Below are 16,349 nucleotides of genomic sequence, written 5' to 3'. Positions count from 1 at the left end.
TGCAGCCCATCCAAGGCCGGCCACCTGTGCAAGGCCATCGCCGTCCTGCAGAATCGCCGAGTTGCGCCAGCAACGTGAGGATGAAAAGCGTTCACGGGAGACACCACACAGGTATCGCTGCGCACGTACGTCAAAAAGGCGGGCGACCCTACCACCTCTCAATGCATGCCGACCTCGTCTACCGGAAGTCAGTCCAGCCTGCCGGAATGGGAGAGCAATAAGAGCAGCCTCATCACCTTCCGCTCCCATCCCGGCGCCCTGGGCCCGGACTACGTAGGAACATGCACCATCAGCCCCTATATCGAGGTCGGATCCCAGATCGGAGACGAGGACTTCCCCCACTTCAGCACGGCACCAGTTGTAGCCTGCGGCACGGCATCCGACAACCCCAACGCCGTCGGTGGTTGCGTCTTTGAGACAGCCAACAAGACCATGGTGTACGACACGACGAGCGCGGCGCATTCGCCCGTGGCAAGACACATCAAGGACGCCTTCTACAATCCAGGCCCAACGGCTCCCTCGAACAGCAATAAAGCTGTTCCAGGGAACTTCATGGCACCCCGTGCCAGCGCCCAGGGAAAACCTCTCCACAGAACTATCGATCCCCGACTGCGCAGGGATATCAGGGGCCGGGTGGTCACTGTCTGTGCGACACTCCCAATCATCGTAGATACTGAATGCGATGAGTACCCATTCAACTCCTCCTATGAAGGCGGGGGTCGAGTCTGGAAAACAGCAGCGCTTACGGACAACTATTCAGTTCGTCGTGTATTCGCGAGCCAGAACGGATCCGCCGGAACCACTCTCAACTGGTTCTATTGGTGATACCGGATTCTCGATAACGACCCATTCTGGGTTATGATCACCACAGACAACGTCCCGCAATAGAGGCAAGAGTGGCGGAAGGGGCACACCCCCTTCCGCCACTCCGGGGCAGTGAATCGGTGAAAGGACCTGAATCATCCATGGCGTTCAATGTGACGACTGTCGACTCCGCCTGCTTCACAGCCGTTAAAGGATTGGATGTCGGAGCGGTATGCCGGATCCTCGGCGCGACAGAAATGGGTGAAACGAATGGTTCCCCATACAGCGGATGGGATGCCATCAACGATGCCGTGATATCCGCATGGGGAGACGGTGTCCTCGTGGCCGAACCCAGTTATGGAACGCGATGCGCTCAGCCCGAGGCCTTGGCCGCCCTCACACCCTCAGGCGGAACCGCCCTGACGGCCTGCTGGCATGATCGAGGCATCAGCCCCGCCTGGCAGGAGTGGCACAATCTCCTTGCGCTCGCCTCTGAAGGTCGACTCCTGTCGGCACTCGACCCATCAGGTGATCTTCACGTGCGGATAGGGTGGGACGAGCGTTCCCTGGATCCCTACCTTGCCGGGTCGCGCTTCGACTACGAGACCATCAGCGTCCAAAGCCCCGCAGGGCAGAGAAGAGGACGGGGAGCGGGCGGATCCATCACCGTCCCCCACTGGCGAAACGCATGTATCACCGCCCTGGAAAGATTCGCCCACGCCGAGTTCCATGACCAGCTAGTCAGGTCAACCAATCCAGAGCGCAACTTTGTTTTAAGCCATATTCTCCCCATACCGGACGGTGATTTGACCTCTTTTATGGGCCCGCGCAGGGAAGATGGCTGACACACTCAGTCTCAGCACATTGCGCCTGCGGATAACTCCATCCATCCAGGCAGGTCAGGCGGCATGCGAGTACTTGCGGAGGACTGCGCCTGCCGAAAATTGCGTCCGTGCAGTTCAAGCGGCATGTGTGTATTCGTGGAAGATTCCGCCGAGCCGGTCGTGTCGATGGATGTTCGGGTCGATGATGCGCGCAGGTGGGGGGTCGATTCGGGAACGGCGCGGAGTGGAGCTGCTTGGTCGAGGGCTTGATGAGCGCGATGCTCGTTATAGAACTTCTGTACTCACCCAGGGCGTGGCGTAGATGGTGTTCGTTCCAGATCAGGCAGCGGTCGAGAAGCTCGTGACGGCACGACTGCACCCACCGCTCCATGATCGAGTTCATCCGCGGCATCCGGATGCCGGTGAGCACGGCCTGGATACCGGCATCCGCGAGAATCTCGTCCATGAGAGCGGGGAACTTGCCGTCACGGTCTCGAATCAGGAACCGGGTCCGGCAGCCTGCATCCTCCAGATCCACGACGAGGTTCCTTATCTCCTGGGTCACCCACGCCCGGTAGGGTGAGTGGTGGTGCCAAGAACGCGGATGCGCCTGGCGGCGTGCTCGATGACGGCCAGGATGCAGTGGCGCTGTCCGTTGAGGGTGACGGCTTCGATGAAATCGCAAGCCAGGAGTGCCTCGGCTTGCGATCGTAGGAAGTCAGCCCTGGTGGTGGAAGCTCGCTCGGGTGCTGGGTCGACGCCTTCCCGTTGGAGGATCTCCCATACTGTGGACGGCGCGACTTTGAGGCCGAGTGTAGTCAGCTCCCCAAGGGCGTGGGTACCTCGAGACCACCTCACCGAGCTGGCCTCGCACGTCGGTTCACCCCCATGCCCGTGGCGGTGAACCAGCACACGCACTGGCCAGAGTCGCAGATGTCAGCCTCGTCCCCATACCGGATGACTTCCCCCGCAACGCCTACCGGGTAAGTCGCCGTGCTCGGCCCGTGCTCGTCCGTCCCGGCACCCGTGTCAGGGCCGGGCACAACCTGACACTGCGATCACCATGGACCGGGCAAAGAATCACCACCGGACACAGCCAAACACTAGACGATCTTGCTTCTAATCCGACGGTCCGTAGGTTCAAATCCTGCAGGGCGCGCTTCGATCGTTGTCTGATCCGTGGTGATGCACGCTCGCCCGCCTGCCGCGGGAAGAGCAACAGGTAGAGGCCTTTCCCTTCCTGCCCTGCCCGTGGGGTTATCACGAATGGCAGCTTGATCAAAGACCTTTATTTGCGTTGATCTGGATGATATCTCTGCGTCTGGAACATCCGTTCGAGTGGCCGTGGCGACATGGCCACTCTGCTGTGCGCAGAGGAGTGTTACGTGACACTGCTGGTGCGAAACGGGGAGACAGCACCGCACTTACCCGGCCCCAGGCATCGGAGAAGACGCCTGGCGAGGGCCGCCGCCACTGCTGTGGCTGCGATTATGGCCCTGAGCATGGCCTCAGCTCCGTCCTGGGCTGAGCAGCACGAACCTACGCCGAGTTCGGCGCCTTCAGAGCGGCGGGGCGGCAGTCCCGTGGTGGACGAGAAGATGGTGGCGGCCAAGGCGAAAGCCGTCAAGACCGGCAAACGGGTCGCCTTACCCTCGCACTACACCGAAACCATGAAGGTGTGGGCCAACACCGATGGCAAAACGCTGCATGCTGAGCTGAGTACCGAGCCGGTGCAGCTCAAAGTGTCCAGCAAGGACGGCAAGAAGTCCTGGCAGCCGGTCGACACCTCGATCGTGACCAAGTCCGACGGCACGCTGGGGGCCAAGCTGGTCAAGACTCCGCTGACCTTCGGCGGTGAGGGTGACAAGACCCTGGTCACCGCCAAGGACAAGGACGGAACCGTCGCCATCGGCTGGAACCGCAAGCTGCCCATGCCGAACGTGGACGGAAACAAGATTACTTATCGGGATGTGGTGGCAGAGGGCGCCGACCTGGTACTCACCGCCCTCCCGAACGGGTTCGCTCAGGACGTCGTGCTGCGTACGCGTCCGAAGAGCCCGATACAGATTCCGCTGACCGTTAACCTGCCCGACGGCAAGGCGTACAGCATCCGTGACGGCAAGCCACAGCTCATGTCGGCGCAGGGCGCGGCGGAGAGCAGGCCGCTGGCGGCGCAGGCCGTTGACGCCAAGGCCATCGAGTCGCCGGAACAGGGCAGGATCGGCAAGGTAGACACCTCGGTGACCACCGGCGCCTCCGGCAATACCTCGCTGGTGCTGACCCCCGACGCCGTCTTCCTGGCCGATCCGTCGGTGGCCTACCCGGTGATCGTGCCGATGAGCGGGGAGTGGATCGGCGCGGGGGACTCCTCCGACACCTTCGTCTCCAGCGTGCAGTACCCCAACTCGGCGACCCTGTTCACATGGCTTCGTGCGGGGAAGTCGGCCGATGGAGAACTGTGGCGCACCTACCTGCGCTACGTGATCAATGGCACCCATCTGGACTTCGCCACCATCCACGACGCCGACCTGCGGTTGTGGAACTACCACGCCAACGGGTGCGGCACCAGCGTGGGCGTGGGCATCGTCGCGCGCCGACTCACCTCGGCCTACCACTACTCCACCTTGACCTGGGCCAACCAGCCGTCCAGCACCGGCACCAACGCGGTGGTCAACACCGGCGGCTACAGCGCCACGTTGGCAGGCTGCTCGGGCAGCGGCGAGTTGTACTACTCGATCCAGGACATCGTGCAGCAGTGGGCCGACGGGACGTCGGACTACGGGCTGATGATCCGCGCCGCCACCGAGGGCGCCGCCGGAGCCAACTGGCGCCAATACCGTTCCGACCAGTACACCGGCGGGGACGGACGCGGTCCGGTGTTGTTCATCGACTACACGCCTGCGGATCGCGTCAGGGTGGTGTTCAACTCCAGCGGGGATCTGACGTCCTTCCCCACGTACGGCGAGGCCCTGGCGATGGAGGAGGTCCTGCTCGCCACCCCCGACAACAGCGTCCTCAGCACCGAACAGATCAGGGCGATCGAGACCCAGCGGTACGCGGAGACGGACAACACCATCCCCGAGTTGCTGCCGCTGGAGGGGGAGACTGACGAGTCTCCCACCAACCCTGACGTCGGTGACGGGGCTCCGCCGTCCGTCGTCGAAACGACGCCGGCTGATGGCGCGAGCGACGTACCGACTGACACCGCCGTTAGCGTCACCTTCAATGAGGACGTACGCGGCGCCGACCTCGTCCTGAAGGACGCCGACGGCGGTGTCGTGGCCACCACGACAGGCGAAACCGGTGAGTACGGCAACGCCACCGTCACCTTCACACCAGGTCAGCCGCTGAGGCCCGGCACCGTGTACACCGCGACCGTCAGCGGTGCGACGGACCTGTGGGACAACGCCATGTCTCCGCATTCCTGGTCGTTCACCACAACGGGACCTGACACGAGCGCGCCGACGGTGACCGGGACCGACCCGGCCAAGGACGCCGCCGACGTACCGGTCGCCACACCCGTTCGGGCCACCTTCAGCGAGCCGGTATCCGAGGCAGAGATCACCCTCAAAGACTCCCAAGGCACCACCATCACCGGCACCACGGCGATGGACAGCACCAACAAAGTCCTGACCTTCACACCACAACAACCCCTGGCCCACAGCGCCACCTACACCGCCGAAGCGACCAAAGCCAAAGACACCGCGGGCAACATCATGACCACCCCGCACGTCTGGTCCTTCACCACGGCGGCACCCGACACGACTGCACCCACGGTGACCGGGACCGACCCCGCCAACAACGCCGCCGACGTACCGGTCGCCACACCCGTTCGGGCCACCTTCAGCGAGCCGGTATCCGAGGCAGAGATCACCCTCAAAGACTCCCAAGGCACCACCATCACCGGCACCACGGCGATGGACAGCACCAACAAAGTCCTGACCTTCACACCACAACAACCCCTGGCCCACAGCGCCACCTACACCGCCGAAGCGACCAAAGCCAAAGACACCGCGGGCAACATCATGACCACCCCGCACGTCTGGTCCTTCACGACGGTCCAGGCGCCGTCGGCTCCGAAGACGATCACGTTGCCGGTGCAGACCGACACCTGGCTTGATGACCAAGGGACGGTCGGCCCTAATGGCCCCACGGTGTGGGCGGGTGCGTACGGCAGCAGCGCTCCGAGGGCCATTGAGCGGACCTATCTGAAGTTCGATACCTCGGCGCTGGCGGGTAAGGCGATCACCGAGGCCAAGCTGGAGCTGTGGAATTCGGCTTCCTTCGGTTGTGGCGCCGCCGACTCGGCTCTCAAGGCGCAGCAGGTCACCGGGGCGTGGAGTGCCGAAACCCTGAGCTGGCGCAATCAGCCGCAGACCACCACCAACGGCGAGGCGCTCGCCAAGGACCCCGGCGGATGCGTGGGCGATTCGCCGCCGAGCGATGTCGCGTGGACCTGGCCGGTGACCGACATCGTGCGGGGCTGGGCAGCGGGCCATGACAACCATGGCCTGATGGTGCGCGGGGTTGATGAATCCACCAGCGCCCCGCAGTACGACCGCGGCTTCCACGCGTCGGAAACCGAGGAGGCCGAGGCCCATCCGCCGACGTTGAAGGTGACCTACACCGACAACGCCGGTCCCACCCCGACTCCCACGACACCTCCCGGTTCGGACACGACACCGCCGACGATCCTCGCTGTGGAACCGGCCGACGGCACCGAGGACGTGCCGGCCGACGCCACGGTGAAGGTCACCTTCAGCGAGCCGGTGACCGGCGTCAACTTCGTCCTGACCGACATCGACGACGAGGTGGTTCCCGGCAGCGTCACGATGAGCGCCCGTAACACGGTGCTGACGTTCACCCCGGACGAACCGCTGGACCTCTACTACTGGGCTGAGGTCACCGCCGCCTCGGACACGGCGGGCAACGCCATCGAGGAGCCCTACGGGTGGACGTTCCTGGCCGGGTCGGTGCAACCGCGGCAACTACGTGGTACGGCCAAGGCCTCGTTGTCCATCGACAAGGTGTGGACCCGCTCCTCGAAGGCCGAGGAGGCCGTCGTACCGACCACGGCTCCGGAGCTCATGGTCAAGGTGTCCGGCCGGTTGGCGCGGCACTCCAAGGTGGAAGTCGAGGTCGAGCACGACCCCGGCGCCCGGTCGCAGGGCAAGGGCCGGATCTGGTCCGGCAGCACGGAGATCGCCACTGGGCCTGTGGGAATCGCTCGGGTGCCCGGCGGGAAGCTGAAGGACGGGTGGCGGGTGCGATGGCGTGCTCGCGCCGCGTCGGCCTTCGCGGCGTCCTCGTGGACGGAATGGCAGCCGGTCAAGATCGATCTCGGTGACTCCGGCCAGGCAGGCACTCCGAAGAAGGCGGCGGCCGCCGTACAGAACGCCGATTTCGACTATGAGCACATGAGCCTGGAAATGTGCTCGGAGGGTCGCCGTAACGCGCCCCAACCGAACGCCAGCTTCGGCTGGCAGAAGTCCTCCCGCTACAACGCCTGCTGGAGCAAGCTCATCGGCGTAGGCGACTACATCAAGAAGGGAGAGTACGTCCGGCCGCAGGTGGAGGACGGCTATCTCGTGGAGGCGACGACCGTCTACCACACCTATCTGGGGACCGCCGACGGCACGGGCGTGGTCGGCGGAACGGGCCTGACTCCGCAGACGATCTCGATGTGGACCCGGCTGGGCAATATCGTGGCGTACCTCGACGGGAAGGAGATCCCGGCCGACAAGCTCGACGAGTACCGAATCGGCCTGGTGATTAGCTCGAAGGGCGAAAGCGGCTCCACGTGCAACCTCACGCCTGCAGTCCTCAGCCAGATGAGGGCCAAGGGTTGGCAGGAGTACGCGGACGGTATCTACACGTTCCGGGACAGCATCGCCAAGTTCAAGGCCAGCGGTGACACCTTCTTCCGCTTCTACTCCGACCCCGACAGCGACCGTGTCAGCACCTGCACCCTTCGTCCCCGGCTGTACAACACCCTGGACGAGTGGGACTCGGACGGTGAGGTCGACACAACCTGGGACAAGCAGGCGATCCCGCTGTGGAACACCGGCTGCTTCGACGACATGGGCTTGGACGTGGGCAAGGTCATCGGGACGACTCGCGTCTGTGGTGGTCCCAGCCACGCGTACGCCCCGACCACCCGTTGTGACGAGCTCACCCTCGGGCAGGAGGACGAGGACCCACCGAGCACGGTGAGAGCGGCGGCGAACAACACCTATGGCGTGCACACCGGCGCCTGCATCTTCACCGTCACCCCCGTCTTCACGATGTCGAAGAGCGCGGCGACGGCGGCAGGGAAACCCATGGACGCGGTCATCGACCATATCGCCGACGCCCTAAAGACACCGGACAACAAGAACACCTGGCCCTACAAACTGGTGAACAACGTGCGCCAGGTCAAGACCATCCCGGGCAACGCCGACGTCGCGGGATCGCATCCGCTGACCCGCCTCCTGGGCAAGAAGAACGCGGATGAGAACCGGAAGAAGTTCAACTGGGAGAGGCAGGTGAACGGCCATCTGACGAAGGGTGAATGCGACCTGTACTACTGGGAGCTGAACCCGAGCCTGAAGTGGGTGCAGCACTACACCCAGGCCGGTCTGCAGTGTGACGAGTTCCCCTTCGCCAGCACGTACCAGGGAAAGGTGGGGAACGACTACTCCGTCAGACCTATCAATGGCCTGCAGAACAGGAACCACGGATGGACCTGGCTCAGAACGTTCTATTCGCGAAATAGGCTCGCCGACAAGGACCCCTTCTTGGTGAGAACCAGAAGCTGAACCCCGACCTCGGCCCTCTGTCACTCGACAGAGGGCCGAGGCGGACCGTTCTGATACGGAATAATCGTGCCCGTCCATGAAATACCGATCCGAGGGAGCGTCATGTCCGAGCCTCTACCGGCGGGCTGGTCCGGAATCGATGGGCACGGATGGGCTGACCTCGCGGCGATCCGCGCCAGGCTGGAAGCGGGCGCCGACCCCGATTCGGGTGTCTACGCCTTCGGCGGCTACGAGGGAAGGCCGTTGCACTTCGCGGCCGAATGGGGGACGCCTGAGACGGTGGCCGAGCTGGCCCGTCGCGTCGTTGACGTCGACGCCGAGTTCGACGACCGGACCGCCCTGTGGACGGCGGTGTTCACCCATCGCCTGGACAACGCCCGTGCCCTGGTCGCCGCCGGTGCGGACCCCTGGCGGCCCATGATGGCCGGGTGGTCTCCTGGACGGCTCGCGCTCGCCGGTCCGAACCCGGATCTGTTCCCGGTCCCCGCCGGGCACCCCGGCCTGACCCCGGACGAGGCCGCGACGGCGGCGCAGGCGCATCGGCTGATCGCCGCGCTGGCCGACATCGACGACTACATGGGTGTGGCGTGCGTCGCGGATCTCACCGCGGCCGAGGCTGCGCGGCGGCTGGAAGCCTGGCCGGTGGACGACACCACCATGGATCCTTGGGCCGATCCCAACGCCCACCTGGGCATCGTCGGCGTCACCGACGTACCTGGTGGATGCGTCGTCATCCAACCCTGGGGATACGTCCCCTCCACTCCCGAAGTGACCTTGCCGTTGTCCGAGGGAACCGTCTGCTACAGCCTGTTCGCCAACCCCAAGAGCGGCGACCAGGGGCTTGTCAGCCGCGATGGGGAGATCGAGGACTCCGACACACTTCCCGGCGGCGGCGACGCGGGCGGACACCTGACGGCCGACGAGATTCTCGCCGAATACCTCTACCAGGGCGAGGCCTTGGCATACATATGCGCCAAGACCGGGCTGCGCCCGCCCGACGCCCGCGCCATCGTCGGCCCGCCGGACCGGTGGTTGCGCCTGCCGGAACGAGACCGCTGAGGCCGGGCAGTCAAGCTTGTGACGATGCCATGACCGTCGCTGGCCGGGCCGGTGGCGACCTAGTGAGCTGGCTTCGAGTCGCGTGGTCACCACTTGTGTTGCTTTGTGTAGCTGGGTGGTGACTTCGGACTCGGGTGGGAGTGTGCAGAGGGTGTGGGAGACAGCAGGCTGCCACCGCTGGTGCTGACCGCGGGCGAGCGGATGAACTTGCAGGGCTGGGCGTCTCGCCGATCGACGGCACAGGAGCTGGCGTTACGAGCACGGATCGTGCTGGAGTGCGCGCGAGGTAACTCCGACCTCGCCGTCGCCGCGCGGCTGGGGATCGCGCGGGGCACGGCCACAAGTGGAGGGCCTGTGGGGCTGAAAGATAGGATTCGATGTCTGACCTGCGGATTCTTGGTAGCGTCAGCTGGCGATCTGGTATTCGTTGACGAGACCGCCGAGAACGGGCCTGCGGTGGACCCGATGGCTTGCCAGGTCGACTGGCGATGGCGGTCCGGTTTCAGCTTGGGATGGGCTTAGCTAGCCGAGGCCGGGCCCCGTTGTAGTGCTCCAGGTATCCGCTCGCAGTGTGCGTTGGCTTTCGGGGCTTGTGGCGGACTCTTTGGACGCGCAGGCCCGCATCGGCGAAGACCGTGTCGAAGGCTTCGGCGAACTGGCCGGCACGGTCGCGTATCAGGAACTTGATGTTCGTCATGTCGGTGTCCATGAGGAAGTTGCGGGCAGCCTGGGCGGTCCATTCGCCCGTGGGGTTGGCCCTCACACCAAGCAGTGGGTACGACGGCTGCAATGCTCGAGCAGGACCAGGGCGTGGATGCGGTTGAGGTTGATGGTGTCGACGTGCAGGAAGTCGACGGCGACGATGCGTTCGGCCTGTGCTGTCAGGAATTGCTTCCACGTTGGTCCGCTGCGGTGCGATGCCGGCCTGGTTAAGGATGTTCCACACGGTCGAAGCGGCGATCTTGTGACCGAGGCGGCTCAGTTCGCCGTGGATCCGCCGGTGACCCCGAGTGGGATTGTCGGCGGCCATGCGCAGCACCAGAGTCTTGACCGCAGCAGCGGTGGGCGGTCTCCCGGGACGACGCCGCCGGCTGTGGTCCCACGTGCTCGCCACGAGCTTGCGGTGTCAGGTCAGCAGGGTAGCCGGGGAGATCGAGAAGATCTTCGCCCAGCGGCGCCGGGGTATCAGAGACGAGAGCGCCGCCAACCACAGGCGATCGGCGGGCTCATAGCGCACCCGTCGGACCTGACGGCGCAGAACCGTGTTCTCGTGCCTGAGTACCAGCGATTCCGCCTCCTTGGAGACGTCACCGCGAAACAACAGCGCGGGCACAGACAGCAGACGTCGAGTGACGGCGTACACCGTGGACAAGAGCACGAACCATGATCCCAGGCAACCCGCACCAGTCGCCCACGCCCCAGGAACGCCCAACCCGACCAGGCGATGAACGCCGGAGCTGGCGGCGAATCGTGTTCTTGAGCCCCACAGGACTCAAACCGGGGCTCCTTAAGACCGGTGCGTCTGCCATTGGGCTAAAGCGGCATAAGCGCCGAAGGGCCAGGGCGCACAGAAAGGCCCTTCCCAGCCAGGAAGGGCCTTTCTCAGCAAATGAAGCCAATGTGTTTTGCCTTCACCGCTAGTCTAGCGTGCCAAATGCGCATCCGCGCATCAATCAACCTCTAAGTCGAGGACAGAAAAGGCTTACCTCTGAGTTATCCGCGCCTGCCGGCGTGTGCGAGTACAGTCGAAGCAGCGATGCCAGCGACAGGGGTTTTCTATGTACTCACAAGGTACCAAGTAACGCCTTAGGCGTGCTGCTCACGGCTAAGGCCAAGACGCTGCCCGTCAGTGCCGTCACAGCCGAAGTGTCTTGTGGTAATCCTATCTGCGGCATGGCAACGTGTCGCCATAGGTGCGCTGCTCACGATCCCCCTTGTGCTGGTCATCCTCTTGATGACCTCGGCGCTACTCATACTTCCTTTTACAGCCTCAGGTCGTACGTTCCTGCTAGAAGTTATAGAGCAATCTGGAGCTTGAGCCAAAGAGCTTGCTCGAGGTCACACCTAAGAAGAATCTTTTCGCCATCCCGTGAGCATGAAAAGTTCACAGGACGTGTACGCGCCGTGTTTCCACCTCCATCACGAACAACACGTACAGGCGTTTCCGGGAGATCGTGTCGACGTGGAAGAAGTCGCAGGCCAACAATCCCTTCGCTTGCAGCCGTAGAAATGTTCGCCAAGGGGGTGTCGAGGTTGCGTGGTGTCGGCCGGCGCCAGCGCGAACACAGGATCCGTCGCACAGTCGCTTCGCCAACCGGCACGCCGAGGCGAACCAGTTCGCCACGTACCCGCCGCTACCCCACCGTGCGTTCTCGCGGGCCAGGCGGAAGACCAGTTCCCGGATCTCCTTGCTCATCGCAGGACGACCGGCGCGATGCGGGTAGGTCCACGAGCGTTTGACCCAACACCGATGCCAGGCCAACAAGGTGCACGACGTGACAAGCCGATGAGCTCGCAGCACCAACGGCAGGAAGCGGGCCAAAGCCGCCCGATCGGCCCAGTCCGGCTTCGGTCAGACAACCTGACGCTTCAACACGGCCACCTCATGCCGGAGCATCATGATCTCGACGTCTTTGGACGCCTGCACGACCCAGCAACACCAGCCAGCCGAACACCCGAATCAAGGTCAAATACAGCAGACGAATCGGCACAAGGCCCGATCTTGCCCTACCGCCTTCGCTGGTCAATCCCGTAGATCAAGCACCACGCGACGAGTTATGAAGCGGTGCACGCTTTTCGGGACCATCGGCAGCACCAGGGGCCGCACACGGCTCTTCCCATCTCGAGCTGACTCACGAGAGCCGTGCGTGGCCTCCTTCAGAGCATGGGCCCATCAATCACCGGCTACCGCAAACATCGGCTCTCAGCCTTTCTTGAAGATCTCGAACATGGCGAAATAGTTCTCGGTGCCGTGCCCTTGAGCGATCGCGTGTTCGGCGAGTTCCTTCATCAACCGTGGCTGGTCAGAGTGGACGCCCTGCTCGACACTGGTGCGGACGATATGCTCCAGCGCGTTCAGGTTCATGTACATGGTTCCGAGGTCACCGGGGTATGCGCCCTCGTCCAGGTTCGGCGCCTGTTCGGCGAGGCTCGCAGGATCCAGCACCACGGGCATGAACCAGCCCAGCGCGAGTTCGGCGAACTCGGCGGCGGGCACGTTCGCCGAGCCGACCAGGGCGGCGCCGTGCAGGAATCCGTTCAGGGTCGCGTACATCATTTCGAGCAGTGCCGTGTTGAACAGCACCGCCAGGCCCGGATCGGCGCCAAGGTGCCGGGGATCGCCCAGGAACGCCAGGGCCGCCCGGTGCCGGTCGAAGACTTCCCGTGGACCGGCATACAGGAAGACCGATTCAGGCTGTCCGACGAGTGGCGGGGGCACCATAATCGCGCCATCGAGATAGTCGAGGTCGCGTTCGGTCGCCCAGCCCGCCGTCGCGCGAGCTTCTGCCGGCGTTCCCGAGGTGAGATTCACCAGCGTACGACCCTGAAACGCACCGCCGGCGGAGTCAAAGACCTGATACATGGTCGCGTAGTCATTGAGGCACGTGATCGTGACAGGGCTCGCGGCCACGGCCTCGGCGACAGTGGCCGCGCAGCGCGCCCCTTTGGCGACCAGAGCCTCGGCCTTCCCTGCGGTACGGTTCCAGACCGTCAGGGACTGGCCCTCACCAAGAAACGTCTCTGCCAGCGCCGACCCCATCGGTCCCAGACCGACGACGGTGACCGCAGCGCTGTCCTGTCCGGATTAATGCTGTTTTGTCATGCGAATAGGCTGGACTCTCACACCGGCGTGAGAGTCAACTCGAAGTGGCGGTTGTCACATGCGGATCGGAGAGCTGTCCCGGATCACGGGCGCCAGCGTGCGCTCGTTGCGCTACTACGAGGAACAGGGCTTGCTCCGGCCGCTACGGCGGCCCAGCGGGTATCGGGAGTTCCGGAAGGAGGACGCCGCCACGGTGCGAGGCATTCGTCTCATGCTCGCGGCCGGGCTCAGCACCACGACGATCGGCGAGGTGCTGCCCTGCATGACCGATGACGGCGAGGCGCTGACACCTTCCTGCGCCGGAATGCTCCCTGACCTGCACCGTGAACGGGAACGGCTCAGCGCTGCCGCGGCCGATCTCTTGGCTGCACGGGACAGGCTGGACGCTCTCGTCGAAGCCACCTCTCGACTAAATCCCGCCGACCCATTGGAGTGCGACACGATGCTGCCACCCGTTCGTTCGCCTGGTCCAAAGCCCAACCTGCCCCAACTATCTGATCCACCGCCTCCATCTGCCGACGCCTCAACGCCACTGACCGATCGTCTTGCACCACCAGGCCAGGACTCGCTCTCGCAGTAGATCATGCAGAGCTTTGAGGACACCCTCTGCGGCATTACCGTTGATCATGGGGTAGCTGGTTGATGCCCCGCGTACCAGAGGCACTGATCGCTGCGGAATGTTCCAGGTGGATATCTTCACTGGATGGTGAACGTCCGCGAGTTCAAGCGCGCCTGCATCACATCCGCTCGACTCACCGAGGGCAGATTGATCGAGTTCCGCCTCGCTGACGATGTGACGCCCAACTTCCATCAAGGGCTCGTCGCCTATCATGAGCACACCGTCGCCGTGGTCTGCCCGCGCGGTTTGGCAGTCCTGGCCATCTCGAAGCCCCGAACCATCGCCTTCGTAGACGGCACCAGGGAGACGGGTCCGCTGACATTCGTGGACGTTCCTACGCTCGCAACTGCCCTGGCAGAGCAACCGGGATTCGAGGTGCTCGCGGCCTCCGAACTGAATGGCCCCCTCGACGCGGCCTCCTGGCCCAGCGTCTCGGCAGCGGACATCACCTACTGGGCGCCCGTCACGCTCGGCGAAGCGCTCTTCAACTATTGGGACTGAACATCGTCCGATTCTGGCCGCCACCATCGTCAGGGTGAGACGATCAGCAGCTCCACCAGCGTTTGGGTGATCTCCTTCTCGCGCTCGTGTACCCAGCCTCCAGTGCCGTATGGGATTTGCCGGTCACCCTCAGGATCGCGTCGGACTTTTCGATCAGAGTGACGGCCGCGTCGAAGTGGCCCGCGTACACGTGTACGGCGGCGCGGTGGGTAAGGGCCTGAGGCAGGAAGTGGAGCGCGCCGATCTCGCGAGCCGCGACCGCGTACTCTGCCAGGTCGTGCAGCGTCTGGTCGGGTCGTCCCACATGTCCGTGGCCACCAGGTAGGTCAGTCAGAGCCAGCGCGGGTTGTCATCTGACCTGCGTTGGGCTTCTGGCAACACGCCTCCAGGACGCGCTTCGACCTCGAGGCCCGTGCCGAAGTCCTTGGCGAACCGGGTCACCAGCCGTCGAGCAGCGCGTCGGCCGGCCGTTCCGGAAGCGGTCCCGCGGGCGCGGTGCGGACGGTCTCGGCCACCGTACGCCCGAGGCCGAGTTCGCCCCGGCTGCCAGCGATGACGGCTGATCCGATGGCGTCGATGTAGGCTCCCCGCGCCTGACCCGCGTCGACGCGGGTCAACTGTCCGGCCGCCTCCAGCATAGGTCGCAGGGCTTCACCGCCGCATTTTGCAGCCGCAGGGGGCCGCAAGGCAATGCGGAGGGGATATCGTCCTCGATTTCTCTCCCGCTAGGAGCGTTCCAGGGCAATATGGACTTCAACAGAGAAGGGGAATCATGGCCGACGAGCGCTCCTTCATTCGAAAAACATTTCGGTCTCCCGTGTGGCAGGCGGTGGGTGCTGTATGCGCTCTTGTGGCGATCCCGATCGCGATCATCTCGTGCCAAGCCGCGTCCTCGCCTGCTCCTCTCACCCGGATCGGCGACGGTGACTGCGCGCCCGTCGGCAATGGCAACATCATCAACTGCCCACAGGTGCAGTTACCGCCCACCCCAACTGCCCCCAGAGACGACGGGGCCGCCATTGCCACATCCGCCAACGTGGAGCTGGGCGAATTCGGCAAGGTGGCCTTCGCAGAGCCGATGGTCCTATCTCCAGCAGAACTACGGTCCCTGAACGACCAGGGCCTAGAATCCTGGCTCACAACAAGACCCGGCTATTGGGGCGCGGGTGCCAGCTACGTCAAACTGACCGTCCAAGGCCGCCGCCAGGCGAACATCACCGGCATGCGCGCGCGCATCATCAAGCGTCAGCCTCCCATCGCCGGAACGCTCTTCCGTCCAGGCTCCGGCGGAAACCAGGACAACATTCAGCTCCACATGTACCTGGACGACGCGTCGGCCGAAGCCCGAGCAGTCCGCGACAACTCGGACTACGCCTACTTCGACGAGAAGACGGTGACCCTTGAACCCGGCGAACAAGAGATCTTCACGATCGATGCGTCCGTCTCACAATCCCAAAGCGCTATTGAGTGGGCCATCGACATCACTGTGATCGAGCCAGGGCGGAAACCCACTGTCTACACAGTCGACGACCACGGCAGTCCCTTCAGAACCACCGCGGTTGCGCAACCAGAGGTTCAGTATGGGCACTGCTACTGGACACTAAACCCCGATATGCAACCTCCCTGCAAAGGTAGGAGCGCCACATACTGGGAAAGACTGGACCTGAAAGTAGATTGAACGCTTTTCATCCTCACACTGCCTGCGCAACTCGGTGATTCCGCAGGACAGCGATGGCTTTACACAGGTGTCCAGCCTTGGAAGGGCTGCAGCGTCGTGCCGGAGGATCTTCCAGCTCCACCTCTGGGCGTTCGCGTGTTCTCCGGGGCCGCGGAGCCTGGCGTCGAAGCGGTTGGCCCCGCTTCTGGGACGCGGTTTTGTTCTTGCCCTTGTACGGGGAGTGGACCGGGCCTTCGGCTCCTTG

13 protein-coding genes and 1 pseudogene are annotated in these 16,349 nt (G+C 64.0%); 7 read left to right on the top strand and 7 right to left on the bottom strand.

What is annotated here, in order from left to right; genetic code table 11:
- The first annotated feature begins 965 nt into the window (after positions 1 to 965).
- The 4 genes from ACIBKY_RS33425 (at position 966) to ACIBKY_RS33410 (ending at position 9,484) form a co-directional block, all read left to right on the top strand.
- On the top strand, positions 966 to 1,649 hold the full coding sequence (locus ACIBKY_RS33425) for a hypothetical protein (protein WP_397102944.1): 684 nt from the start codon (positions 966 to 968) through the stop codon (positions 1,647 to 1,649).
- Positions 1,650 to 1,950: 301 nt separating this feature from the next.
- On the top strand, positions 1,951 to 2,211 hold the full coding sequence (locus tag ACIBKY_RS33420; protein WP_397102942.1) for a hypothetical protein: 261 nt from the start codon (positions 1,951 to 1,953) through the stop codon (positions 2,209 to 2,211).
- A 1,003-nt stretch (positions 2,212 to 3,214) separates the two neighbouring features.
- The gene (locus ACIBKY_RS33415; protein ID WP_397102940.1) at positions 3,215 to 8,425 is read left to right on the top strand and encodes an Ig-like domain-containing protein; all 5,211 of its coding nucleotides are present in this window, start codon (positions 3,215 to 3,217) and stop codon (positions 8,423 to 8,425) included.
- Between the two features lie 102 nt (positions 8,426 to 8,527).
- Positions 8,528 to 9,484, top strand: a complete 957-nt coding sequence (locus ACIBKY_RS33410; protein ID WP_397102938.1) for an ankyrin repeat domain-containing protein — start codon at positions 8,528 to 8,530, stop codon at positions 9,482 to 9,484.
- Between the two features lie 502 nt (positions 9,485 to 9,986).
- Here the strand turns inward: ACIBKY_RS33410 and ACIBKY_RS33405 are convergent.
- From ACIBKY_RS33405 to ACIBKY_RS33385, 5 genes and pseudogenes are all read right to left on the bottom strand, one after another.
- Positions 9,987 to 10,514, bottom strand: coding sequence for a hypothetical protein (locus ACIBKY_RS33405; protein ID WP_397102936.1), 528 nt, complete (start codon positions 10,512 to 10,514; stop codon positions 9,987 to 9,989).
- Positions 10,515 to 10,610: 96 nt separating this feature from the next.
- A complete protein-coding gene (locus tag ACIBKY_RS33400) occupies positions 10,611 to 10,856 on the bottom strand; it encodes a hypothetical protein (protein ID WP_397102934.1) in 246 nt (81 codons plus the stop codon).
- Between the two features lie 732 nt (positions 10,857 to 11,588).
- A complete protein-coding gene (locus ACIBKY_RS33395; RefSeq protein ID WP_397102932.1) occupies positions 11,589 to 11,900 on the bottom strand; it encodes a hypothetical protein in 312 nt (103 codons plus the stop codon).
- Between the two features lie 507 nt (positions 11,901 to 12,407).
- Positions 12,408 to 12,794 carry a hypothetical protein gene (locus tag ACIBKY_RS33390; RefSeq protein WP_397102966.1) on the bottom strand — a complete coding sequence of 129 codons (387 nt, stop codon included), beginning with the start codon at positions 12,792 to 12,794 and terminating at the stop codon, positions 12,408 to 12,410.
- 45 nt (positions 12,795 to 12,839) lie between these two features.
- Positions 12,840 to 13,256, bottom strand: a pseudogene (locus tag ACIBKY_RS33385) (NAD(P)-binding domain-containing protein); the annotation flags it as partial.
- A gap of 109 nt (positions 13,257 to 13,365) precedes the next feature.
- Here ACIBKY_RS33385 and ACIBKY_RS33380 point away from each other — a divergent pair.
- Both ACIBKY_RS33380 and ACIBKY_RS33375 read left to right on the top strand, forming a co-directional pair.
- Complete coding sequence (locus ACIBKY_RS33380; protein ID WP_397102930.1) at positions 13,366 to 13,887, top strand: MerR family transcriptional regulator; 522 nt, start codon at positions 13,366 to 13,368, stop codon at positions 13,885 to 13,887.
- A gap of 123 nt (positions 13,888 to 14,010) precedes the next feature.
- Positions 14,011 to 14,427 (top strand): hypothetical protein, encoded by a 417-nt coding sequence (locus ACIBKY_RS33375; protein WP_397102928.1) that lies wholly within the window; start codon positions 14,011 to 14,013, stop codon positions 14,425 to 14,427.
- 43 nt (positions 14,428 to 14,470) lie between these two features.
- On the opposite strand, the gene ACIBKY_RS33370 is transcribed toward ACIBKY_RS33375, so the two are convergent.
- Positions 14,471 to 14,731 carry a hypothetical protein gene (locus ACIBKY_RS33370; RefSeq protein WP_397102926.1) on the bottom strand — a complete coding sequence of 87 codons (261 nt, stop codon included), beginning with the start codon at positions 14,729 to 14,731 and terminating at the stop codon, positions 14,471 to 14,473.
- A gap of 133 nt (positions 14,732 to 14,864) precedes the next feature.
- Entirely contained in the window at positions 14,865 to 15,044 is a 180-nt protein-coding gene (locus tag ACIBKY_RS33365; protein ID WP_397102924.1) for a hypothetical protein, read from the bottom strand.
- A gap of 155 nt (positions 15,045 to 15,199) precedes the next feature.
- On the opposite strand from ACIBKY_RS33365, the gene ACIBKY_RS33360 reads away from it, so the two are divergent.
- Complete coding sequence (locus ACIBKY_RS33360) at positions 15,200 to 16,105, top strand: hypothetical protein (protein WP_397102922.1); 906 nt, start codon at positions 15,200 to 15,202, stop codon at positions 16,103 to 16,105.
- The last annotated feature ends 244 nt before the right edge of the window (positions 16,106 to 16,349 follow it).

Source organism: Nonomuraea sp. NPDC050394, from assembly GCF_044459065.1.
In the GTDB taxonomy this organism is placed as follows: Bacteria; Actinomycetota; Actinomycetes; order Streptosporangiales; family Streptosporangiaceae; genus Nonomuraea.
Note: the sequence above shows the minus strand (reverse complement) of the source record. Positions and strands in the feature narration are given on the sequence as shown.

Coding starts and splice junctions, on each gene's coding strand:
- ACIBKY_RS33425 (WP_397102944.1), top strand. CDS start 966: ATGGCGTTCAATGTGACGACTGTCGACTCCGCCTGCTTCACAGCCGTT.
- ACIBKY_RS33420 (WP_397102942.1), top strand. CDS start 1,951: ATGGTGTTCGTTCCAGATCAGGCAGCGGTCGAGAAGCTCGTGACGGCA.
- ACIBKY_RS33410 (WP_397102938.1), top strand. CDS start 8,528: ATGTCCGAGCCTCTACCGGCGGGCTGGTCCGGAATCGATGGGCACGGA.
- ACIBKY_RS33405 (WP_397102936.1), bottom strand. CDS start 10,514: ATGGCCGCCGACAATCCCACTCGGGGTCACCGGCGGATCCACGGCGAA.
- ACIBKY_RS33395 (WP_397102932.1), bottom strand. CDS start 11,900: ATGAGCAAGGAGATCCGGGAACTGGTCTTCCGCCTGGCCCGCGAGAAC.
- ACIBKY_RS33380 (WP_397102930.1), top strand. CDS start 13,366: ATGCGGATCGGAGAGCTGTCCCGGATCACGGGCGCCAGCGTGCGCTCG.
- ACIBKY_RS33375 (WP_397102928.1), top strand. CDS start 14,011: ATGGTGAACGTCCGCGAGTTCAAGCGCGCCTGCATCACATCCGCTCGA.
- ACIBKY_RS33360 (WP_397102922.1), top strand. CDS start 15,200: ATGGCCGACGAGCGCTCCTTCATTCGAAAAACATTTCGGTCTCCCGTG.